The following is a 21212-nucleotide window of genomic DNA, read 5'->3' on the forward strand; positions in this document are numbered from 1 at the left end:
GCCCGGGGCGCTAGAGCGCCGACTCGTGCCAGTGCCGCAGCAGCAGCCGGCCGATGGCGCTCACCGCCAGGAAGAACACGAAGCCCAGCAGCGTCGCCGCGATCACCTCGGCGAACAGCAGCGCGGTGTACATGCGCCCCTGCGCGAACACGATCTGCACGCCCAGGCCGCCTTCGGCATTGCCCGAGCCGATGATGAACTCGCCCACGATGGCGCCGATCACCGACAGCCCCGCCGAGATGCGCAGCCCCGCGAAGATGTGCGGCAGCGCGCCCGGCAGCCGCAGTTTCCAGAACGACACCAGCCCGCCCGCGCGGTGCAGCGCGAACAGCTCCGCCAGGTTGCGCGAGGTCGAACGCAGGCCCAGCATCGTGTTGTTGATGATAGGGAACAGCGACATGATGAAGCTCACGATCACCACCGACAGCTCGTTGTAGCCGAACCAGAGCACGATGAGCGGCGCGATCGCCACCACCGGCACGGTCTGCAGCAGCACCGCATACGGATACAGGCTGCGCTCCAGCAGCCGCGACTGCGCCAGCACGGCCGCACCCGCGATGCCGAGCACGATGGCCATTGCATAGCCCAGCAGCGCCTCCTTCAGCGTCGACAGCGTGGCGCCGATCAGCACGCCGGCGTTCTCCGCCGTGGCGGCCGCCACTTCCTGCGGCGACGGCAGCAGGTAGCCCTTGCCCTGGTAGACGGTGGCGCTCAGCAGCCACCAGAGGCCGATGGCCAGCAGCGCGACCACCAGCACCGGGGCGGCGTTGCGCACGAAGGCTGCGGCGGGGGAAGAAATGGATCCTTGCGTCATCGCCTCCTCCTCATGCCAAGGCCTGTGCGTGGTGCTGCGCGCGCAGCACCGCCGTCACCTGCCCGGTCAGCGCCGCGAAGCCCGCGCTGGCGCGCAGCTCCGGCGCGCGCGGGAATTCGAAAGGCACGTCGATCACGTCGAGGATGCGCCCCGGCCGCGGCGACATCACCACCACCCGGTTCGACAGGTACACCGCCTCATGCACGTTGTGCGTCACCAGCACGCCGGTGAAGCCGGCCTGGCGCCACAGCGACGACAGCTCTTCCTGCAGCACGTCGCGCGTGAGTTCGTCGACCGCGGCCAGCGGCTCGTCGAGCAGCAGCAGCCCCGGCCGCAAGGCCAGCGCGCGCGCCAGCGACAGCCGCATGCGCATGCCGCCCGAAAGCTGGTGCGGGTACGACTTCTCGAAGCCGGCAAGCCCCACCAGCTTCAGCGCCTCGGCCGCGCGGGGCCGGTAGCTGGCCGGCGCGTGGCCTTCGAGCTCCATCAGCAGCTGCGCGTTGCGCTCCACCGTGCGCCAGGGCAGCAGCGCGGCCTCCTGGAACACGAAGGCGGTCTCCATGCCATCGGGCCGGGTGCAGCGCCCGGTGCTCGGCTCCACGAGCCCCGCCATGATGCGCAGCAGGGTCGACTTGCCGCAGCCCGAAGGCCCGACGATGGAAACGAACTCGCCCGGGCGCAGCGCGAAGTCGACCGTGCCCAGCGCCAGCAACCCGCCATCCTTGCGCGTGTCGAAGCGCTTCGACACGCCCTCCAGCCCGACGGCCGCGCCGCTCATGGGGCGCAGCCCGGCACCAGCGTGCGGTCGTAGCCCTGCTTCGCGTCGAAGTTCGCCGGCAGGAAATTCACGCTGCGCAGCTGGCCCGCCAGCTCGTTCCAGCGCGCGTCGCTCATGCAGCCGATGCGGCCCAGGTCGTGGGAGATCAGCGTCTCGATCATTTCCTTGTTGGCCGCATCGTAGATCTCGGGCGTCATCTGCTTGTTCATGCCGGTGATCAGCGGCTTGAGCCCCTGCGGGTTGCGCACGTAGTTGGCCCAGCCCTTCTGCACCGCCGCGATGGTGGCCTTCACCAGCGCGGGGTTCTTGCGGATCATGTCGTCGGTGGTGAAGAGCACGTCGTACGGCCGGTAGCCCAGCGACGCCAGCGTGATCTGCTGCACCTGCACGCCGGCCGCGGCCATGCGCGCGGGCAGGAAGAGCGAGTAGCCCTGCTGCACCATCTTCGGGTCGTTGCGGAACAGGCTGAGGTCGCCGCTCACCGGGATCTCGCGCGTGCCCGCGAGCTTGTACTGCTTCTTCGTCCACTCCCAGTAGGCGTTGCCGAGGTTCACCGCGAAGGTGCGGCCCTGCAGGTCGGTGATGGACTTCACCGCCGGGTCGGCGTGGTAGACCAGCGTGTAGGGCACGTAGTCGAGGTGCGCGAACACCGCGCGCACCGGCGCGCCGCGCAGGCGGGCCAGCAGCACGTCGTCGGCGTTGCCGATGCCGAACTCGGCCTGGCCCGAGGCCACCTGCGGAATGGTCTGGATCTTCGGGCCGCCCTGCAGCACGCTGATCTCGATGCCGGCCTCCTTGCCGAGCTTGTCCTGCTGGGCCTGCCAGTAGCCGGCCTGGTCGGGCTGGGCGAACCAGTTGCTGAGGATGCGCACCGGCTTGGGTGCATCCGCGGCCTGTGCGGAAAGAGGCAGCACCGCCGCCAGCGCCAGCGGGATTGCGATACGAAGGGCGGAAGAAATCATGATGCGGACACCTTGAGCCAGGGAAGTTGCGCCGCCGTGTAGCGGAAGGTCTGGAACACGCTGTTCTGCCGGCCGGGCACGTATTTGCGCGCGGCTTCGTCGGGGTATTCGGCGAACCAGGGAATCACGTACTCCCACACCACCTCGCCGGCCGGCGTGACCTCGAACAGGCGCCCGGTGGCCGACTCGGTGACGTGCGTGTTGCCGTTGGGCAGTCGCTGCGCGCTGCCCATGTAGGCGGTGTAGAACGCGTTGACCAGTTCGTCCGCGTACTGCCACACGACCTCGTTGGAGGCCGGGTCGATTTCGAGGACGCGGGAGAACGCCACATGCTTGCCGGTGCGGAAGTTGCCGTTGTCGAAAGCAAGAATGTTGCCGTTGTCCAGAGCGACCGGCGCATGCTGGTGCGACAGCACCGACGGCGGAATGTGCAGCTTCACGCCGCCCGTGGCGCGGTCGACGCCCACGATGCCCGAGGTGGTGCGCAGGCTCATGAGCACCAGCCCCTCGCGCGTCACGTCCAGGCCGTTCACCAGCGGCCAGTGGGTGCGGCCGAAGCCGGGGTGGATGGGGAAGTCTTCCGGCTTCAGGTGCTCCCAGGCCTTCCATTCCCACACCAGCTTGCCGTCACGGTCGACCTCGCGGATCACGTCGCCGTACATCGTCTCGTCGGGGCCGTGCGCCGTGCCGCCGGGCACGCGCTCGGCAAATCCGGGCGGCACGGGGGCGCAGCCTGCGTACAGCAGGTGGCCGTTGGCCAGCCAGCGGGCGTCGTGGTGGTGCGTCGGATCCTGGTAGCGCCAGACGATCTCGCCCGCGGGCGTGGCCTCGTAGAAATCGCCGCCGTGCCACAGCGACCAGGCGCCGTAGATCTCGGGCGAATCGGCGTGGTTGCCGTTGTAGCCGAGGTTGCCGTTGGGCAGGATCACGGCCGCGCGGCCCGGGCGCACCGGCATCTTCCACTGGTGCGCGACGCGGCCCTCGATGTCGATCAGGTAGACGTTGCCGTCGTCGGTCTGCGGCGCGATCAGGGTATAGCCGCCGGCGCTGAGCGCCGGGTCGTGGGCGATCAGGCCGACGCCGCGGCGGCGCTGGGTGATCTGGTCTACGGTGGTGGTGGGCACGGAACGAACCTCGGGGAGATTGAAGAATGGCGCGAATGTAGGCCGCATCGCCCGTCAGGAAAATCTGTTTGTTTTGTACGGTGCGTATGGAAATTCCATACACTCTCCGGCCATGCGCGCCATCTCTCAGACCTTCCGCTGTTTCGACGAAGTGGCCCGCCGCGGCTCGGTGCGCAAGGCCGCCGAGGCGCTGCACCTCACGGCGGCCGCCGTACACCAGCAGGTGCTCAACCTCGAGGAACAGGTGGGCACGCCGCTGTTCGACCGGCTGCCGCGCGGCATGCAGCTCACCACGGCCGGCGAGATCATGGTGGCCGCCGTGCGGCGCGGCCAGCGCGACTTCGACAACGCCCTGGCCCAGGTGGAAGACCTGCGGTCGCTGCGGCGCGGGCACATCAACCTGGCGGTGTCGCATTCGTCGGCCGAGCAGCTGGTGCCCGAGGTCATCGAGGCCGCCATGAAGCACTACCCCGGCGTGACCTACAGCGTGCGCTCGGGCAGCGGCGAGAACATCCTGAAGTGGGTGGCCAACGGCGAGTCGGACATCGGCTTCTGCCTGCGCCGCAAGCCGCCGCCCGGCGTGGAAGAGATCCGCGCGTTCCCGCAGCACCTGGGCCTGGTCACGCCGCCGGGCCATCCGCTCACGGCGGCCAGCAAGCTGCCGCGCCTGCGCGACTGCCTCGATCACCCGCTGATCCTCATGACGCCCGACACCGAGCTGCGCGCCATGGTCGACCAGATCGACCACCGCGAGCACCGCAAGGTGCGCCCGCTGGTGGAGACCAGCTCGGTCGCGATGGTGCGGCGCCTGGTGGCCGGCGGCACCGGCATCGGCTTTCTCATTCCAGAGAACGTGGCCGAGGACGTGGAGCGCGGCACGCTGGTGTGGACCGGCCTGGCCGACGCGGGCGCGCGCTCGTTCAGCTGCCTCTACCAGCGCGCCGGCCAGACCACGGCGGTGGCCATGGGCATGTTCCTGCAGTTCCTGGAAGCCGCGCTGCTGGCCATCGAGAAGCGCTTCGAGCGGCAGGCGCCGCTGCCGTCGCTGAACGGCTTCGCGCAGTAAAAACGCCGGCGCGATACGATCATCGGACGAATTACGCGGCTTTTTTTCAGCCGCGACCGACCGACAGCAGCGAATGATCCAGCGCAAGACCCACCTCGACTCCCTCGCCATCGGCCTCCTGATCGCCTGCTGCGCGTTCTGGGGACTCCAGCAGATCCTCATCAAGACCACCGTGGCCGAGGTGCCGCCGATGTGGCAGGCCTCGATCCGCATGGTGGGCGCCACCGCGCTGCTGTGGCTGTGGTGCGTGTGGCGGGGCGTGCCGCTGTTCGAGCGCGACGGCACGCTGTGGCCGGGGCTGCTGGCCGGGCTGCTGTTCTCGGGCGAGTTCGCGGGCATCTACCTGGGGCTGCAGAACACCAGCGCGTCGCGGCTCACGGTGTTCCTCTACACCGCGCCCTTCTGGGTGTCGCTGCTGCTGCCGCGCTGGGTGCCGGCCGAGCGGCTGCGCGGCTTCCAGTGGCTGGGCCTGTTCATCGCGTTCTCGGGCGTGGTGCTGGCCTTCAGCGAGGGCTTCGGCCACATGAGTTCGTCGCAGCTGGTGGGCGACGCCATGGGCCTCGCGGCCGGCGCCCTGTGGGGCCTGACCACGCTCACGCTGCGCACCACCAAACTGGCCACGGCCAGCGCCGAGAAGACGCTGTTCTACCAGGTGGCGGTCACCGCGGCGATGTGCCCGCTGCTGTCACTGGCGCTCGGCGAGCACTGGGGCTTCGCCTATTCAGCCGGCGCCTGGACCTCCATCGGCCTGCAGACCGTGATCGGCGCCTTCGCGAGCTACCTCACCTGGATGTGGCTGCTGCGGCACTACCCGGCCACGCAGATGTCGTCCTTCACCTTCCTCACGCCGCTGTTCGCGCTGGTATTCGGCGTGGTGGTGCTCAAGGAGCCGCTCACGGTGCAGCTGATCGTGGCGCTGATCGGCGTGGCGCTGGGCATCGTGCTGGTGAACCGGCGGCCTGCGGTACAACGCGCCGCATGAACGGCAACACCATGAACTTCCAGCCGGTGCTCGACGAGATCGTCGCCACCCTGCGCCCGCAGATCGACCAGGGTTGCCCCGGCGGCACCGTGGCCAGCTACATCCCGGCGCTGGCGCGCATCGACGCGCGGCAGTTCGGCATCGCGCTGCGCACCTGCGACGGCATCGAGGCAGGCGCGGGCGACTTCGAGACGCCCTTCTCCATCCAGAGCGTGTCCAAGCTCTTCACGCTCACGCTGGCCATGCAGCGCATGGGCGACGCGCTGTGGGAGCGCATCGGCCGCGAGCCCTCGGGCAATCCGTTCAACTCGCTGGTGCAGCTGGAGAACGAACAGGGCAAGCCGCGCAACCCGTTCATCAATGCCGGCGCCATCGCGGTGGCCGACCGGCTGGTGAGCCAGGCCAAGGCCGGCGGCGGCAGCGCCAAGGCCGACATCCTCGCGCTCATGGCCAACCTGTGCGGCGAGCCCATCGCCTTCGACGACGAGGTGGCGCAGTCCGAAGCCGACACGGGCTTTCGCAACTTCGCGCTGGCCAACTTCATGAAGAGCTTCGGCAAGATCGACAACGACGTCGCCACCGTGCTCGACACCTACTTCCACCAGTGCGCGCTGCGCATGAGCTGCCGCCAGCTGGCGCGCGCCGCCGCCTTCCTGTGCCGCGACGGCGCGCACCCGGTCGACGGCCAGCCCGATATCACCGGCGAGCGGCAGACCCGCCGCATCAACGCGCTGATGCTCACCTGCGGCACCTACGACGCGGCCGGCGACGTGGCCTTCTCCATCGGCCTGCCCTGCAAGAGCGGCGTGGGCGGCGGCATCGTGGCCGTGGTGCCCGACAAGCTCACGCTGTGCGTCTGGTCGCCGGCGCTCGATGCCACCGGCAATTCGCTGCTGGGCATGAAGGCGCTGGAGCTGTTCGTGGCGCGCACGGGGCTGTCGGTGTTCTGATCGACGTTGCGCCTCAGGCCGCGGCCGCCACCGGCGCCGTCGCCAGGCAGCCCATGCCCTCGAGCGATGCCTCGACCGCCTCGTCGAGCGGCGTGTGCGGCTCGCGGCCCAGGAAGGCCACCAGCTTCGCGTTGTCCATGCCCACGGGCGTTTGCCACAGGTAGCGCATCTCGCGCATTTCACGGAAGGTGGCGACGAAGGGCGAAGCCAGCGTCAGCAGCCACCACGGAAAGGCCGACACCCGCGCCTCGGTGCCCGTGCGGCGCATCACCGCCTTGCGGATGGCGCCGCTCATGCGCGTGCCGTCGGCGTCCCAGTGGCCGGCCATGTGGAAGCGCGCGAAGGGTTCGAGCCGGTCGCGCCGCGCCAGCAGCTCGACCATGGTGCGCGCCACGTCCGGCAGGTACGACCACTGGTGGCCGATGCCGGCGCGGCCGGGGTAGCTCACCGCCTTGACCGGTTGCCCGGCCTTCACCAGCCCCTGAGAGAACCAGTTGTTGCCGGCCCGGGGGCCGAAGAAATCGCCGGCGCGCACGATCAGCACGCGGGCGCCCTCGCGGCTCGCGTCTTCGAGGCGCTTCTCCATCTCGACGCGGATCGCGCCCTTGCGGGTGGCCGGATGCTGCGGCGATGTTTCGGCCAGCAGCGGAAAGGCGTCGGGGCCGAAGTTGTAGACCGTGCCCGGCAGCACGATGGTCGCGCCCTCGGCCTTGGCGGCGTCGATGGTGTTGTCGAGCATCGGCAGCACCAGCTGCGACCAGTTGCGGTAGCCCGGCGGGTTGACCGCATGCACGATGACCGAACAGCCCCTCGCGGCCTGCCGCACGGCCTGCGCGTCCATCGCGTCGCCGGCCAGCCAGGTGATGCCGTCGCGCTTTCCTTCGCTCGCGCCGCGCTTCAGTGCGCGCACCTCCCAGCCCGCGTCGCGCAGCTGGCGGGCCACCTCGCCGCCGATGCCGCCCGTCGCGCCAAGGACCAGAACCGTGTTGTCGTTGCCGTGTGCCATGGAATGCTCCAGAACAGTTGTCGATGGATGAATTCTGGAACCGGGCCGGTTCGATTGGAATTGCCGAACATGAGCCAGCAGCTATACATTTATGCATGACTTCGAACATCGGCTGGGAGCTCTACCGCTCCTTCCTCGGCGTGCTGCGTGAGGGCTCTCTCTCGGGCGCGGCGCGCGCGCTGGGCATCACCCAGCCCACGGCCGGACGCCACGTGGCGGCGCTCGAGGAAGCGCTGGGCGTGGTGCTCTTCACCCGCTCGCAGGTCGGCCTGCTGCCCACCGAAGTGGCGCTGGCGTTGCGCACGCATGCCGAGGCCATGGAAAGCACCGCCGCATCGCTGCAGCGCGCCGCCAGCAGCCAGGGCGAAGGCGTGCGCGGCGTGGTGCGGGTGTCGGCCAGCGAGGTGATCGGCGTCGAGGTGCTGCCGCCCATCGTGGCGCAGCTGCGCGAGGCGCATCCGGCGCTGAAGGTCGAGCTGGTGCTGACCAACCGCGTGCAGGACCTGCTGCGGCGCGAGGCCGACATCGCCGTGCGCATGGTGCGCCCCCGGCAGGAGCAGCTGGTGGCGCGCCGCATCGGAAACATCGAGCTCGGCTTCCATGCGCACCGCGACTACCTCGCGCGCCACGGCACGCCGCGCCGGTTCGAGGAACTGGCCGGCCACGCGGTCATCGGCTACGACCAGCCCTCGGCCTTCGTGCGCAACGCGGGCAAGTCGCTGCCGGGCTACAGCCGCGACAGCTTCTCGCTGCGCACCGACAGCGACCTCGGGCAACTGGCGCTCATACGCGCCGGCGCGGGCATCGGCGTGTGCCAGGTCGGCCTGGCGCGGCGCACCGAGGCGCTGGTGCGGCTGATGCCGCGCGCCATGGCGCTCAAGCTCGACACCTGGGTCACCATGCACGAGGACCTGCGCAACAGCCCGCGCTGCCGCGCCGCCTTCGACGCATTGGCCGAGGGACTGCAACAGTACGTTGACGGCCAGGAAGACGCCGGCGCGCGGGGGAAAATGGCCCGCGCAAGCAAACAGGCCTCCGAATGACAGAACCATCGAACGAATCCGACACCCTCCCCCTGCAGGAAGCCCGCCTCTGGCGCGACGACACCTGGACCGCCCGCGTCATCAAGAACGAGGAAGACGACGGCTGGGCCGTCGAGATGACCCGCCACGGCGACCCCGAGCCGGCCCTGGTCGGCCCCTGGACCATGGGCCGCGACAAGAAGAACCCCAAGCCGCTGGACGGCCCCGCCTTCTCCACGCTGGTGAAGACCGCCGCCGAAGTGATCCGCCGCCACGAGCAGCAGCTGCACGCCACGCTCAACAAGAGCGTGACGGTCACAGCGCGCAACGACCAGCGCGTGCGCGTGGCGCTGGCCATCGTGCCCGACGAGGACAACCCCTCGGCCACGCTCAGCGCCTACGACGACGCCGACGACGCCGAGCTCGCCAGCGTGAGCGTGTCGCCCGCCTTCAGGCTCACGGCCGCAAGCGCCAGCGCATGGATCGAGTCGGGCTACGCGCGCCCGCGCTGAGCGCGAATAACACATGAATCGCGATTTCGCCAATTAGCGAAACAGCGTATGTTCATGCCGGGGTGAGTTGAGAAGAATCCGCCCCAACGAGCAATCGTTACCAGTCATACGACACCCGCTGCCAGTGCTGCCAGCGAGGCGTCGGGCAATAAAGCCCGAATCGGTTTCACCACCGGTTCGGGCTTTTTTGTTTTCTCGGCCGCAAGGAAACTTTTCGAAACGGATGCGCTGCATCCGGTGGCGAAGCCTTGCCCAAAGAAAACGCACTGGCAGCCGAACGCCCGTTTGCAGGGCCGCGCCGCGGGAGGAGACACCCAATGCGCGGTTCCGAAGGTCGGATCTTCCTGATGACTCGCACAAACACAAAGGAATTTGACATGACGAACGCTTTCAACCGCCGCCAGATCATGAAGACCGGCGGCTCGATGATCGTGCTGGGCGCCGCGGGCGGCGTGGCCGGCATCGCATCGGCGCAGGACGGCGGCACCGTGAAACTCGGCCTGCTGCATTCGCTCTCGGGCACCATCGCCATCGCCGAGGCCTCGCTGGTCGATGCCGAGAAGCTCGCCATCGAGGAGATCAACGCGTCCGGCGGCGTGATGGGCAAGAAGATCGAGGCCGTGGTGGAAGACGGCGCCAGCGAGAACCCGGTGTTCGCCGAGAAGGCGCGCAAGCTGCTGGAGCGCGACAAGGTGGCCGCCATCATCGGCTGCTACACATCGGCCTCGCGCAAGGCGCTGCTGCCGGTGCTCAACCAGGCCAAGGGCCTGCTGTTCTACCCGACCTACTACGAAGGCCAGGAGCAGGACAAGCGCGTGTTCTATCCCTCGCAGGAGGCCACGCAGTCGGTGATCGCGGCGGTCGAGTGGATGGCGCGCGAGAAGGGCAAGAGCTTCTTCCTGGTGGGCTCCGACTACATCTACCCGCGCACCTGCAACAAGATCGCCAAGCCCGCCATCGCCAAGGCCGGCGGCAAGGTGCTCGGCGAGGAGTACGCGCCGCTGGGCCACACCGAGTTCTCGTCGATCATCAACAAGATCAAGGCGGCCAAGCCCGACTGCATCTACAGCACCGTGGTGGGCGGCTCCAACGTGGCCTTCTACAAGCAGCTGCGCGCGGCGGGACTGGACGGCGCCAGGCAGGTGCTGCTGTCCACCGTGGTGTCGGAAAACGAGATCGACGGGATCGGCAAGGACAACGCGGCCGGCTACTACGCCTGCATGGGCTACTTCCAGAGCATCAAGTCGCCGGCCAACGAGAAGTTCGTGAAGGCCTTCAAGGCCAAGTACGGGCAGGACCGCGTGATCGGCGACCCGATGGAGGTGGCCTACAACAGCGTCTACCTGTGGAAGCTGGCGGTGGAGAAGGCCAAGTCCTTCGACGTCGACAAGGTCACGGCGGCAGCGGCGGGCGTGGAGATAGAAGCGCCCGAAGGCACGGTGCGCGTGCACGCCACCAACCACCACGTGTGGAAGAAGGTGCGCGTGGGCCGCGCCCGGCCCGACGGGCAGTTCGACATCGTGTGGGAATCGCCCCAGCTCGTCGAGCCCAACCCCTTCCCGAAGGTCTGAACGCGATGAACTTCGACATCGCGGTGATGCAGGTGTTCAACGGCGTGAGCCTGTTCACCATCCTGCTGCTGATGGCGATCGGGCTGGCCATCGTGTTCGGCCTGATGGGCGTCATCAACATGGCGCACGGCGAGCTGATGGCCCTGGGCGCCTACATGACCTACCTGGCCGCGCGCTTCTTCGAGCACTTCGCGCCGGGCTTCATGGACCTGTACCTGTTCGCCGCGATTCCGTTCGCGTTCGCGGTGACCTTCGCGTTCGGCTATGTGCTGGAGCGCGGCTTCATCCGCTTCTTCTACGACCGCCCGCTGGACACCCTGCTCGCGACCTGGGGCCTGAGCCTGATGCTGCAGCAGGCCTACCGCTCGATCTTCGGCGCGCAGGAGGTGAGCGTGCCGCTGGCCTCGTGGCTCGCCGGGGCGTGGGAGCCGACGCCGGGCATACAGCTGCCGCTCACGCGCATCTTCATCGTGGGGCTCACGGCCCTGGTCGCGACCGGCGTGTACCTGCTGCTGTACCGCACGCCGTGGGGGCTCAAGGTGCGCGCGGTGACGCAGAACCGCGCCATTGCCGGCGCGGTGGGCATCGACACGCACCGGGTGGACGCCATGACCTTCGCGCTGGGCTCGGGCCTGGCGGGCATCGCGGGCGCGGTGTTCACCATGATCGGCTCGACCAACCCGGGCACGGGGCAGCTCTACATCGTCGACTCGTTCATCGTGGTGGTGTTCGGCGGCGTGCAGAGCCTGGTGGGCACCGCCCTCTCGGGCTTCTCCATCGCGCAGTCGCAGACCTGGCTGGAGTACCTCATGAGCGGCTCGATGGCCAAGGCGACGATCCTGCTGCTGGTGATCGTGGTGCTGTACTTCCGGCCCAACGGGCTGTTCGCCACGCGGTCGAGGAGCTGAGGGCATGTTGTCGAAACTCTCTCCCCAACGCAGGCGCGACATCGGCGCGATGGCCGCGGTGCTCCTGCTGCTGGCCGTGGTGCTGCCTGCCGCACTCGATCCCTTCCGGCTCAACCTCGTGAGCAAATACCTGGCCTTCGCCTTCGTCGCGGTCGGCGTGGTGCTGACCTGGGGCTACGGCGGCGTGCTGAGCCTGGGCCAGGGCATGTTCTTCGGCCTGGGCGGCTACATGATGGCGATGTTCCTCAAGCTCGAAGCCTCGGCGCCCGAGCTGCCGGACTTCATGGTGTGGAGCAGCGTCGACCAGCTGCCTTCGTGGTGGGTTCCGTTCCACTCGCTGGGCTGGACCGTCGTGGGCATCCTCGCCGTTCCCGCGGTGCTGGCTTACGTGTTCTCCTACGCCATCTTCAAGCGGCGGGTGAGCGGCGTGTACTTCGCGATCGTCACGCTGTCGCTGGCGCTCACGCTCACCGTGGTGGTCATCGGCCAGCAGGGCGACACCGGCGGCGCCAACGGCATCACCGATTTCCGCACGCTGCTGGGCCTGGACATCGCGGGCGACGACGCCAAGCGCACGATGTATTTCGTCGAGGTGCTGGCGATCGCGCTGGTGATGGCGGTGTCGCTCGTCATCGTGCGCAGCCGCTTCGGCAAGATCCTCATCGCCATCCGCGACCGGGAAGACCGCGTGCGCTTCAGCGGCTACAACACGGCGCACATGAAGGCCTTCGTGTTCGCGGTGGCCGCGGTGCTGTCTTCCATCGGCGGGGCCTTCTACAGCCTGCAGGTGGGGTTGATCGCCCCGGGCGTGATCGGCGTGGTGGCCTCGGTGGAGATGGTGATCTACGCGGCGGTGGGCGGCCGGCTGTCGATACCGGGTGCTGTCGTCGGCGCGCTGCTGATCGGCTTTCTCAAGTCGTACCTGTCCGAGACCTTCCCGGAAGGCTGGCTGTACTTCCTGGGCGCCGTGTTCATCCTCGTGGTGTGGGCCATGCCCGAGGGGCTCGCGGGCCTGGGCGCGAGGCTGCTGCGCCGGCGCGGCGCGGAGGCCACGCCATGAACGCGACCATGACCATGCCCAACGGCGGCCTGCCGCAGGCCGCCTCGGCGGTGCCGCCTTCGAACGAGCAGATCCTGCGCGTCGAAGACCTGACCGTGTCCTTCGACGGCTTCAAGGCGGTGGACGGCCTGAGCCTTGCGGTCGAGCGCAACGAGCTGCGCGTGATCATCGGGCCGAACGGCGCGGGCAAGACCACGCTGCTCGACATGATCTGCGGCAAGACCCGCCCGAGCGCGGGCCGCGTGCTGTTCAACGGCCAGGACCTCGGCCGGCTGAACGAGTACGAGATCGTGCGTGCCGGCGTGGGCCGCAAGTTCCAGACGCCCTCGGTCTACGAAGACCTCACGGTGCTGGAGAACTTCGAGATCTCGCTGCCGCGCATGCACGGCCTGCTGCAGTCGCTGGCCTTTCGCCGTACGGCCGCGCTGCGCGAGCGCATCGACGCGATGGCGGCCGACGTGTTCCTGCTCGACCAGCTCGAGCGCCGCGCGGGCCAGCTCAGCCACGGCCAGAAGCAGTGGCTGGAGATCGGCATGCTGCTGATGCAGGAGCCCGAGCTTCTTCTGCTCGACGAGCCCGTGGCCGGCATGAGCCCGCGCGAGCGCGAGCAGACCGGCGACCTGCTGCGGCGCATCTCGGTGGGCAAGTCGGTGGTGGTGATCGAGCACGACATGGACTTCGTCAAGCGCATCGCCCACCGCGTGACCGTGCTGCACCAGGGCCGGCTGCTGAGCGAGGGGACGGCCGCCGAAGTGCAGTCCGACCCGCGCGTGATCGACGTGTACCTGGGCCATTGAGCACAAGGAGAAACACAGATGCTCGAAGTCTCCGAACTCGACGTCGCCTATGGCGAGTCGCACGTCATCCGCGATGTGTCCCTGCGCGTCGCGCCCGGCGAGGCGGTGGCCATCATGGGCCGCAACGGAATGGGCAAGACCACGCTGCTGAAGTCGCTCATCGGCCTGCTGCCTGCGCGCGGCGGCAGCATCCGCCTGGGCGGCGCCGACATCACGAAGCTGCCGAGCTACCAGCGCGTGGCGCAGGGCCTGGCCTTCGTGCCGCAGGGGCGCATGGTGTTCCCGTTCCTCACGGTGGAGCAGAACATCCTCTCTGGCGCCGCGAAGTCCGGCCACCGCACGGTGCCCGACTACCTCTACCGCTTCTTCCCCGTGCTCAAGGACATGAAGCAGCGCAAGGCCGGCAACCTCTCGGGCGGCCAGCAGCAGATGCTGGCGATTGCGCGCGCGCTCATCTCCGAGCCCAAGCTGCTGATCCTCGACGAGCCGACCGAGGGCATCCAGCCTTCGATCATCAAGGAGATCGCGCAGACGCTGAACGTGCTGCGCGCCGAGCGCGGCTTCGCCATCGTGGTGTCGGAGCAGGTGCTGAGCTTCGCGCTCGACCTGGCCGACCGCTTTCTCGTCATCGACCGCGGGCGCCTCGTGCACGACGAGGCGCGCGCAACGCTCGACCAGGACAAGGTCAGGTCTTTCCTGACCGTGTGAGAGCCCTTCCCTTTTTTCTTCAACCCCTCTTTCAGGAGCAGCGTCATGAGACATGGTGATATTTCGAGCAGCAACGATTGCGTGGGTGTCGCGGTCGTCAACTACAAGATGCCCCGCCTGCACACCAAGGCCGAGGTGCTGGACAACGCCCGCAAGATCGGCGAGATGCTGGTCGGCATGAAGAAGGGCCTGCCGGGCATGGACCTGGTGGTGTTCCCCGAATATTCCACCCACGGGATCATGTACGACGCCAAGGAGATGTACGACACGGCCGCCACCGTGCCCGGCGAGGAAACCGCCATCTTCGCCGACGCCTGCCGCCGCGCCAACGTGTGGGGCGTGTTCTCGCTGACCGGCGAGCGCCACGAGGAGCATCCGAACAAGGCGCCCTACAACACGCTGATCCTCATGAACAACCAGGGCGAGATCGTCCAGAAGTACCGCAAGATCATGCCGTGGGTGCCCATCGAGGGCTGGTATCCGGGCGACTGCACCTACGTGAGCGAAGGCCCCAAGGGCATGAAGATCAGCCTGATCATCTGCGACGACGGCAACTACCCCGAGATCTGGCGCGACTGCGCGATGCGCGGCGCAGAACTCATCATCCGCTGCCAGGGCTACATGTACCCGGCCAAGGAGCAGCAGATCATGGTGTCGAAGGCCATGGCCTTCATGAACAACACCTACGTGGCGGTGGCCAACGCGGCGGGCTTCGACGGCGTGTACTCGTACTTCGGACACTCCGCGCTCATCGGCTTCGACGGCCGCACGCTCGGCGAATGCGGCGAGGAAGAGATGGGCATCAACTACGCCGAGCTTTCCATGGGCCTGATCCGCGACGCGCGCAAGAACGGCCAGTCGCAGAACCACCTGTTCAAGCTGGTGCACCGCGGCTACACCGGCACCATCAACTCCGGCGACGGTGACAAGGGCGTGGCGGCCTGCCCGTACAACTTCTACACCCAGTGGATCAACGACCCCGAGGGCACGCGCGAGATGGTGGAGTCGTTCACGCGCAGCACGGTGGGCACGCCCGAATGCCCGATCGAAGGCATTCCGAACGAGCCGGCCAAGCACCGATGAACGCGGCGGTTCCCGATCCGCTGGTCGCCTACCGCATCGAGGCCGAGCCCTTCTACCGCCCTGCCGGCAACGAGGTGGCGCTCTACCGGCAGGCGTACCGCCACCGCATGCCGCTGATCCTGAAAGGCCCGACCGGCTGCGGCAAGACGCGCTTCGTGGAGCACATGGCGTGGTCGCTGGGCCGGCCGCTGGTGACGCTGGCCTGCAACGAGGACATGACGGCCTCGGACCTCGTCGGGCGCTACCTGCTCGACGCCAACGGCACCGCCTGGCACGACGGGCCGCTGACGCTGGCGGTGCGGCACGGCGGCATCTGTTATCTCGACGAAGTGGTGGAGGCGCGGCAGGACACCACGGTGGTGATCCACCCGCTGACGGATGCGCGGCGCATATTGCCGCTCGACAAGAAGGGCGAGCTGGTGCACGCGCACCCCGATTTCCAGCTGGTGGTGTCGTACAACCCCGGCTACCAGAGCAGCGCGAAGGACATGAAGCCATCGACGCGCCAGCGCTTCGCGGCGCTGGAGTTCGACTACCCCGGCAGCGCGCTGGAGGCGGAGATCGTCGCGCACGAGGCCGGTGTCGAGCCCGGGCTCGCCGCGAAACTGGTGGCCATCGCGCGCTGCTCGCGCGAGCTGAAGCACCGCGGGCTCGACGAGGGCGTGTCGACGCGCATGCTGATCTACGCGGGCGTGCTGATACGCGACGGCGTGACGCCGCGCGAGAGCTGCGAGATGACGATGACGCGCGCATTGACCGACGACCCCGACATGGCAAGCGCGCTGCAGGGCTTTGTCGAGGCGCAGTTCGGATGAACGACGCGTCCGGCGGCCTCGGTGCGCTGTCGCTGCTGGCGCGCGGCCTGGCGGGCGTCGATGTGGAAGTGCAGGCGCTGACTGGCGCGGGAACGCGCGCCGTGCTCACGGGCCGCAAGCTGCTGCTGCCCGAAGGCACCGGTGAGCCGAACCTGCGCCGCGCCATGGTCGCGCATGCGGTCGCGCACCTGCGACACTCGCGGCCCGCGCGCCCGGCACACGGGCTCAAGCAGATGGGCATCGCCGTGGTCTCGGCCATCGAGGACGCGCGTGTCGAGCGCCTGCTGTGGCGAGACTTCCCCGGCCTGCACGGCTGGTTCGCCGCATCGCTCCCGCCCGCGTCCGACCCGCTCGACCTGCGCTTCGCGGCGCTCGTCTCCCGGATGGACCGCCTGCTGCTGCTGCCCGACGCGATCGACGACAACCACTGGGTGAACAAGACACGCCGCCTGTTCGACGAGACCGTCGCCAGCGCGGGCCTGGAAGACTACGACGCCTTCCGCGTCATCGCGTCGATCCTCGCCAACGACCTGGGCCAGATGCGCGTGCGCTTCGAGCCCCAGCACTACGCCGTGCCCGCGCCCTGGCGCGACGACAACAGCTACCTGTGGGAATTCGCCGAGACGGAGACCGCACCCGACGAAGCCATCGCGCTGCAACAGGCAGGCGCACGGCCGCCACCGCCTTCCGATGCACCGGACGAAGGCAGCGGCCCGCCTACTTCCGATGCGGCGGACGACATCGAACTCGGCCGCTACACATACCCCGAATGGGACCGCAAGCTCGAGCGACTGCGCCCCGACTGGTGCACGGTGATCGAAAAGCTGCCGGCGTGGCAGGGCCTGCTGCCGGGGCGCGAGCAGGCCGCGCCCGGCAACGGGCGCATCGCCCCACTCGCCTTGCCCCGCGCGCGCCACCTCGACCGCACGCACCGCCTGCGCCGCCAGTGGGAAGGCGACGACATCGACCTGAACGCGGCCATCGAAGTGCTGGTCGACCGGAGCCTTCGGCTGCGGCCCGATGCGCGGCTTTTCATGCGCCCGGGCAAGGGCCCGCGCCCGTCGAGCGTGCTGGTGCTGCTCGACCTGTCGGCCTCGGCCAACGACCCGGGGCCGCACGCAGCCTCGCTGCTCGACATCGAGAAGCAGGCCGCGCTGCTGCTGGCCGCGTCGAACGCGCGCGGCATCGACCGGCTGGCGATCCACGGCTTCTCGTCGAACACGCGCGCCGAGGTGTACTACTACCGCCTGCTCGAAGCCGGCCGTCCGCTCGACGCACCGACGAGCGCCATGATCGGCGCGCTGCGCGGGCGCTACTCGACCCGCATGGGCGCTGCGCTGCGCCACGCCGCCGCGCTGATGCAAGCCGAGCCGCCCGGCCAGCGCGCGGTGCTGCTGGTGACCGACGGCGCGCCTTCCGACATCGACGTGCACGATCCGCAATACCTGATCGAAGACGCCCGCCAGGCCGTCGCCGAGGCCCGCGACGCCGGCGTGCGCGCCGCCTGCATCGCGGTGGACGGGGCGGCCGACGCCTATGTGCGGCGCATCTTCGGCTGGCGCAACTATTGCATCGCCGACGACGCGCGCAGCCTGCCGGTGCGCCTCGCGCGCATGAGCGCACGCCTTGCCGCGGCCCACTGACTGAAGACTATGATGATTCGACACCCCAGGAGACTTCAGCGTGGCTGACAAGGACCCCATACGCGTCGGCATCCTCTATTCGGAAACCGGCGTCACATCGACCATCGGACTCTCGCAGCTGCAGGGCGCGTTGCTCGGCATCGAGGAGATCAACGCGGCAGGCGGCGTGGACGGCCGCGAGATCGTGGCGGTGCGCTACGACCCGCAGTCCAACCCCGCGCGCTACGCCCAGCTTGCGGAAAAGCTGATCGTGCAGGACCGCGTGAACGTGATCTTCGGCTGCTACATGTCGAGCAGCCGCAAGGCGGTGATACCGGTCATAGAGAAGTGGAACAAGCTGCTGTTCTACCCCACGCTGTACGAGGGCTTCGAGTACTCGGGCAACGTGATCTACACCGGCGCGGCGCCCAACCAGAACAGCGTGCAGCTGGCGGAGTTCATGACCACGAACTTCGGCGCGCGGGTGTACCTGATCGGCTCCGACTACATCTACCCCTACGAGTCGAACCGCATCATGGGCGAGCTGGTGATGCAGCGCCCCGGCAGCGAGAAGCTGGGCGAGCGCTACGTGGCGCTGGACGCCGGCGAGCGAGACTACCGGGCCATCATGGACGACATCCGCGACAAGCGGCCCGACTTCATCTTCTCGACGGTGGTGGGCGACTCCACCGCGAGCCTGTACCGCGCGTATGCCGAGGCGGGCTTCGACCCGAAGACGATGCCGATCGCCAGCCTCACGACTTCGGAGGCGGAGATCTCTCAGATGGGCCACGGCGTGGCGACGGGGCATTTCACGGCGGCGCCGTATTTCCAGTCGATCGACTCGGCCGCGAACCGGCGCTGCCTGGCGATGCTGCGCGCGCGCTTCGGCGACGGCTGCGTGCCCAACCTGTGCTGGGAGGCTTCGTATTTCCAGATGCACATTTTTGCGAACGCCTACCGGCAGGCGGGGAGCGACGGCATCGCGGAGATTCTTCCGTACATCCTGGGCAGCGAGTTCGATGCGCCGCAGGGGCTGGTGAAGATCGACCCGGCCAACCATCACACATGCCTGTACCCACGCATCGGGCGGGTCGACGCGCACGGGCAGTTCACCATCGTGCGGCAGGCGACGCGGGCGGTGTACCCGGATCCTTATCTGGTCACCCACTCGCTGGGCGACTGGACGGCCAAGCTGGATACGCTGGAGATCTAGGATGAACTTCAGTTCCTCCATTTGTTGCTCCAGGAGGCATTCGGGGCGCGCTCACGCCGACGGGGTACCTTGCTCCGCGAATGTCCCCCGGCCTGCGGCCTCCTCCTTTATTTCGCTGCGCAAGGCACCCCATCGGCGTGATCGTCGGACAGAGCGCTGGTTGATCAACTGCGAACCAGCAGCGTGCCCTGTGCACAGGACACCGGGTGCTCCCCGCAGCGAAATAAAGGAGGAGGGGCGCAGCCCCGGGGGACATTCGCGGAGGGGAGCACCCGGCGGCCTGTGCACACACCCCGAACAAAAGAAGGCCTGAAAGTGGAAGGCACAGCCCCCAAACGGCACACCCTGCGCGTCACGCCGCCGCAGCTGAAAGAGCTGCGCCTGCTGAAGATCGCCGTGATCCACCCCGACGACAACGACGGCCGCCAACTCACGCAACAGCTGCAACGCATCGGCTGCCAGGTGCAGGCCTTCTGGCCGCCCGTGCAAGTCCTGCCCGAAGGCATCGACGTCGCCTTCATGGCGGTGCAGCCCGACTTCATCAACATGCGCTTCGAATGGACCAAGAGCGAAGACGCGCCGGCCATCATCGCGGTCGTCACCTACGAGAACCCGACCATCATCGAGGCCGTGCTGGAAATCGGCGCCAAGGCAGTTTTGCCTTCGCCGGTGCGTTCGTTCGGTCTGTTCTCGGCGCTGGTGGTGGCGCGCGAGGCGCACAAGGAGGCACGCTCGCTCGCCAAGCGGCTGCGCAAGGTCGAAGCCAAGCTGCTGGGCCAGCGCCGCATCGCCGAAGCCAAGGCCATCCTCATGAAGACGCACGACGTGTCCGAGGGCCAGGCCTACGACCTGATCCGCGACCAGGCCATGAGCAAGCGCACCACCACCGAAGAAATAGCGACCGCCATCGTCAACGCCAACGAGATCCTCTCGCTGGGCATGCGCCCCAAGCCCGACGCGGGCTGATCCACCAGGTTCGGCTCAGGCCTGGCGGAAGGCCGTCAGCACCTTCAGCACGCTCAGCGTGGCGCCGTCGAGCGCCGCGTGCTGGCGGTGCGCGATGCCCACGCGCCGCGTGAGCCTGGGGCTCACCGGCAGGATCTGCATGCGGTCGCCGCGCACGTTGTCGGTGCTCTGCTGCAGCGGCAGCAACGCCGCGCCATAGCCGGCCGCCACCAGGCTGCGGATGGCGGCGTCGTAGTTGAGCTCGATGCGCGCACGCGGCGCAAAACCCGCCTCGGCAAACCACTCCATCGTGAGCCGGTACATGTGCGTGGTGGCTTCGTTGAAGATCAGCGGCTGCGCCGCCAGCCAGGCCGGCGTGACGCGCTTCGGCGCCTTCCAGCGCGGGGGCACGAAGGCCATCATGGGCTGTTCGCACCACGGCGTGACGACGATGCCGCGCACCGGCGGCTGCGGAATCGCGACCAGCCCGATGTCGAGCGTGCCGGCGGCCAGCCGCTCCATGGCCTCGTAGGAGCCGCGGATGCTCACCTCCACGTCGATGCCCGAATGCTCCGCGCCCAGCGCCTCCAGCACCTGCGGCAGCAGGTCGACCAGCACGCCGGTGGAGGTGCCCAGCCTCACCCGGCCGGTGCGGCCCTCGGCCTGGCGCTTGACGGCTTCCACGGCGTCGTCGGTGTCGCGCAGCAGCTTGCGCCCGCGCTCGACCAGTGCGGCGCCGGCGGCGGTCGGCGTGATGCGGCGGTTGCCGCGCACCACCAGCGGCGCCTCCAGCCGCGACTCGAGTTCGCTGATGTGCAGGCTCACCGTCGGCTGCGCCAGGTGCAGCGCCTTGGCCGCGGCCGAGAAGGTGCCGAGGTCGACGATGGCGATGAGGGTGCGCAGTTGGTCGAGGTTGAGTTGTCGCATCGGGTCGCCGTGTTGGGGGTGAAGGATCGCGCCATCAGCAAAGCTGATTGCAAGCCTCAGGATTCTCAACTTCCACAATATCACGCACCGCCGGAAGATGAGCGCTCCCAACCAAGGAGCCCATCGTGACCGCGCCGAAGCCATCGACTTTTCACCAACGCCTGATCCATGCCCTGCGCGGCTGGCGCCGCCGCGTGGTGAATCGCCGCCGCGCGCGCGCCGACATGCGGCACCTGGCCGGCATGAGCGAGCACGAGCTGCGTGACCTGGGCATCGGGCGCAGCGAAGTGCCGGAGCTGCTGGACCGCCACCGCTACTGAGCCGCTGCGGCGCTTTTTCTTCAG

At 68.4% G+C, this 21212-nt stretch carries 22 protein-coding genes; 16 read left to right on the top strand and 6 right to left on the bottom strand.

The genetic code is table 11. From position 1 onward, the window contains the following. Positions 1-10: 10 nt before the first annotated feature. From C4F17_RS18245 to C4F17_RS18260, 4 genes are read right to left on the bottom strand one after another with little or no spacing between them, the layout of a single operon-like run. Positions 11-814 (bottom strand): ABC transporter permease, encoded by an 804-nt coding sequence (locus C4F17_RS18245; RefSeq protein ID WP_106936184.1) that lies wholly within the window; start codon positions 812-814, stop codon positions 11-13. A gap of 10 nt (positions 815-824) precedes the next feature. Continuing rightward, the gene (locus tag C4F17_RS18250) at positions 825-1592 is read right to left on the bottom strand and encodes an ABC transporter ATP-binding protein (RefSeq protein WP_106936185.1); all 768 of its coding nucleotides are present in this window, start codon (positions 1590-1592) and stop codon (positions 825-827) included. Beyond that, a complete protein-coding gene (locus C4F17_RS18255) occupies positions 1589-2554 on the bottom strand; it encodes an ABC transporter substrate-binding protein (protein WP_106936186.1) in 966 nt (321 codons plus the stop codon). Before C4F17_RS18255 ends, C4F17_RS18250 begins: the two co-directional genes overlap by 4 nt. Next, complete coding sequence (locus C4F17_RS18260; protein ID WP_234382168.1) at positions 2551-3678, bottom strand: aryl-sulfate sulfotransferase; 1128 nt, start codon at positions 3676-3678, stop codon at positions 2551-2553. The genes C4F17_RS18255 and C4F17_RS18260 overlap by 4 nt, the downstream gene beginning before the upstream one ends. Positions 3679-3790: 112 nt before the next feature. On the opposite strand from C4F17_RS18260, the gene C4F17_RS18265 reads away from it, so the two are divergent. From C4F17_RS18265 to C4F17_RS18275, 3 genes are all read left to right on the top strand, one after another. Next, a complete protein-coding gene (locus C4F17_RS18265) occupies positions 3791-4744 on the top strand; it encodes a LysR family transcriptional regulator (RefSeq protein ID WP_106936188.1) in 954 nt (317 codons plus the stop codon). A 73-nt stretch (positions 4745-4817) separates the two neighbouring features. After that, positions 4818-5726 carry a DMT family transporter gene (locus C4F17_RS18270; protein ID WP_106936189.1) on the top strand — a complete coding sequence of 303 codons (909 nt, stop codon included), beginning with the start codon at positions 4818-4820 and terminating at the stop codon, positions 5724-5726. Continuing rightward, positions 5723-6676 (top strand): glutaminase, encoded by a 954-nt coding sequence (locus C4F17_RS18275; RefSeq protein ID WP_199851867.1) that lies wholly within the window; start codon positions 5723-5725, stop codon positions 6674-6676. The genes C4F17_RS18270 and C4F17_RS18275 overlap by 4 nt, the downstream gene beginning before the upstream one ends. 13 nt (positions 6677-6689) lie before the next feature. On the opposite strand, the gene C4F17_RS18280 is transcribed toward C4F17_RS18275, so the two are convergent. Beyond that, positions 6690-7682: an SDR family oxidoreductase gene (locus tag C4F17_RS18280; RefSeq protein WP_106936190.1), complete on the bottom strand. Its 993-nt coding sequence runs from the start codon at positions 7680-7682 to the stop codon at positions 6690-6692. Between the two features lie 95 nt (positions 7683-7777). Between C4F17_RS18280 and C4F17_RS18285 the strand changes: the two genes are divergently transcribed. From C4F17_RS18285 to C4F17_RS18340, 12 genes are all read left to right on the top strand, one after another. Beyond that, on the top strand, positions 7778-8725 hold the full coding sequence (locus C4F17_RS18285; RefSeq protein WP_106936191.1) for a LysR family transcriptional regulator: 948 nt from the start codon (positions 7778-7780) through the stop codon (positions 8723-8725). Further along, positions 8722-9216, top strand: coding sequence for a hypothetical protein (locus tag C4F17_RS18290; RefSeq protein ID WP_081267362.1), 495 nt, complete (start codon positions 8722-8724; stop codon positions 9214-9216). Before C4F17_RS18285 ends, C4F17_RS18290 begins: the two co-directional genes overlap by 4 nt. Before the next feature lie 377 nt (positions 9217-9593). Continuing rightward, positions 9594-10787 carry an urea ABC transporter substrate-binding protein gene (gene urtA, locus C4F17_RS18295; protein WP_106936192.1) on the top strand — a complete coding sequence of 398 codons (1194 nt, stop codon included), beginning with the start codon at positions 9594-9596 and terminating at the stop codon, positions 10785-10787. A gap of 5 nt (positions 10788-10792) precedes the next feature. After that, complete coding sequence (gene urtB, locus C4F17_RS18300; protein WP_106936193.1) at positions 10793-11695, top strand: urea ABC transporter permease subunit UrtB; 903 nt, start codon at positions 10793-10795, stop codon at positions 11693-11695. Between the two features lie 4 nt (positions 11696-11699). Beyond that, a complete protein-coding gene (gene urtC, locus C4F17_RS18305) occupies positions 11700-12755 on the top strand; it encodes an urea ABC transporter permease subunit UrtC (protein ID WP_106936194.1) in 1056 nt (351 codons plus the stop codon). A gap of 14 nt (positions 12756-12769) precedes the next feature. Continuing rightward, a complete protein-coding gene (urtD, locus tag C4F17_RS18310) occupies positions 12770-13552 on the top strand; it encodes an urea ABC transporter ATP-binding protein UrtD (protein ID WP_106937606.1) in 783 nt (260 codons plus the stop codon). An 18-nt stretch (positions 13553-13570) separates the two neighbouring features. After that, entirely contained in the window at positions 13571-14260 is a 690-nt protein-coding gene (gene urtE, locus C4F17_RS18315; RefSeq protein WP_081267357.1) for an urea ABC transporter ATP-binding subunit UrtE, read from the top strand. A 45-nt stretch (positions 14261-14305) separates the two neighbouring features. Next, positions 14306-15343, top strand: a complete 1038-nt coding sequence (locus C4F17_RS18320) for an aliphatic amidase (protein ID WP_081267356.1) — start codon at positions 14306-14308, stop codon at positions 15341-15343. Then, a complete protein-coding gene (locus C4F17_RS18325; RefSeq protein WP_081267355.1) occupies positions 15340-16158 on the top strand; it encodes a CbbQ/NirQ/NorQ/GpvN family protein in 819 nt (272 codons plus the stop codon). Before C4F17_RS18320 ends, C4F17_RS18325 begins: the two co-directional genes overlap by 4 nt. Further along, a complete protein-coding gene (locus C4F17_RS18330; RefSeq protein ID WP_106936195.1) occupies positions 16155-17801 on the top strand; it encodes a nitric oxide reductase activation protein NorD in 1647 nt (548 codons plus the stop codon). Before C4F17_RS18325 ends, C4F17_RS18330 begins: the two co-directional genes overlap by 4 nt. A 40-nt stretch (positions 17802-17841) precedes the next feature. Further along, positions 17842-18996: a transporter substrate-binding domain-containing protein gene (locus tag C4F17_RS18335; RefSeq protein WP_081267353.1), complete on the top strand. Its 1155-nt coding sequence runs from the start codon at positions 17842-17844 to the stop codon at positions 18994-18996. A 315-nt stretch (positions 18997-19311) separates the two neighbouring features. After that, entirely contained in the window at positions 19312-19962 is a 651-nt protein-coding gene (locus tag C4F17_RS18340) for an ANTAR domain-containing response regulator (protein WP_172839817.1), read from the top strand. A gap of 15 nt (positions 19963-19977) precedes the next feature. Here the strand turns inward: C4F17_RS18340 and C4F17_RS18345 are convergent, their stop codons facing one another. Beyond that, positions 19978-20868, bottom strand: a complete 891-nt coding sequence (locus tag C4F17_RS18345) for a LysR family transcriptional regulator (RefSeq protein ID WP_081267351.1) — start codon at positions 20866-20868, stop codon at positions 19978-19980. Between the two features lie 125 nt (positions 20869-20993). Here C4F17_RS18345 and C4F17_RS18350 point away from each other — a divergent pair, with 125 nt between their 5' ends. Next, on the top strand, positions 20994-21188 hold the full coding sequence (locus C4F17_RS18350; protein ID WP_081267350.1) for a DUF1127 domain-containing protein: 195 nt from the start codon (positions 20994-20996) through the stop codon (positions 21186-21188). Positions 21189-21212 lie beyond the last annotated feature (24 nt).

Source organism: Variovorax sp. PMC12, assembly GCF_003019815.1.
GTDB lineage: Bacteria > Pseudomonadota > Gammaproteobacteria > Burkholderiales > Burkholderiaceae_C > Variovorax.

Excerpts from the sequence above, each read along its gene's own strand:
- urtD (WP_106937606.1), top strand. The coding sequence starts at position 12,770 with ATGCCCAACGGCGGCCTGCCGCAGGCCGCCTCGGCGGTGCCGCCTTCG.
- C4F17_RS18270 (WP_106936189.1), top strand. The coding sequence starts at position 4,818 with ATGATCCAGCGCAAGACCCACCTCGACTCCCTCGCCATCGGCCTCCTG.
- C4F17_RS18255 (WP_106936186.1), bottom strand. The coding sequence starts at position 2,554 with ATGATTTCTTCCGCCCTTCGTATCGCAATCCCGCTGGCGCTGGCGGCG.
- C4F17_RS18250 (WP_106936185.1), bottom strand. The coding sequence starts at position 1,592 with ATGAGCGGCGCGGCCGTCGGGCTGGAGGGCGTGTCGAAGCGCTTCGAC.
- C4F17_RS18245 (WP_106936184.1), bottom strand. The coding sequence starts at position 814 with ATGACGCAAGGATCCATTTCTTCCCCCGCCGCAGCCTTCGTGCGCAAC.
- urtC (WP_106936194.1), top strand. The coding sequence starts at position 11,700 with ATGTTGTCGAAACTCTCTCCCCAACGCAGGCGCGACATCGGCGCGATG.
- urtA (WP_106936192.1), top strand. The coding sequence starts at position 9,594 with ATGACGAACGCTTTCAACCGCCGCCAGATCATGAAGACCGGCGGCTCG.
- urtB (WP_106936193.1), top strand. The coding sequence starts at position 10,793 with ATGAACTTCGACATCGCGGTGATGCAGGTGTTCAACGGCGTGAGCCTG.
- C4F17_RS18285 (WP_106936191.1), top strand. The coding sequence starts at position 7,778 with ATGACTTCGAACATCGGCTGGGAGCTCTACCGCTCCTTCCTCGGCGTG.
- C4F17_RS18265 (WP_106936188.1), top strand. The coding sequence starts at position 3,791 with ATGCGCGCCATCTCTCAGACCTTCCGCTGTTTCGACGAAGTGGCCCGC.
- C4F17_RS18325 (WP_081267355.1), top strand. The coding sequence starts at position 15,340 with ATGAACGCGGCGGTTCCCGATCCGCTGGTCGCCTACCGCATCGAGGCC.
- C4F17_RS18330 (WP_106936195.1), top strand. The coding sequence starts at position 16,155 with ATGAACGACGCGTCCGGCGGCCTCGGTGCGCTGTCGCTGCTGGCGCGC.
- urtE (WP_081267357.1), top strand. The coding sequence starts at position 13,571 with ATGCTCGAAGTCTCCGAACTCGACGTCGCCTATGGCGAGTCGCACGTC.
- C4F17_RS18280 (WP_106936190.1), bottom strand. The coding sequence starts at position 7,682 with ATGGCACACGGCAACGACAACACGGTTCTGGTCCTTGGCGCGACGGGC.
- C4F17_RS18345 (WP_081267351.1), bottom strand. The coding sequence starts at position 20,868 with ATGCGACAACTCAACCTCGACCAACTGCGCACCCTCATCGCCATCGTC.
- C4F17_RS18275 (WP_199851867.1), top strand. The coding sequence starts at position 5,723 with ATGAACGGCAACACCATGAACTTCCAGCCGGTGCTCGACGAGATCGTC.
- C4F17_RS18320 (WP_081267356.1), top strand. The coding sequence starts at position 14,306 with ATGAGACATGGTGATATTTCGAGCAGCAACGATTGCGTGGGTGTCGCG.
- C4F17_RS18290 (WP_081267362.1), top strand. The coding sequence starts at position 8,722 with ATGACAGAACCATCGAACGAATCCGACACCCTCCCCCTGCAGGAAGCC.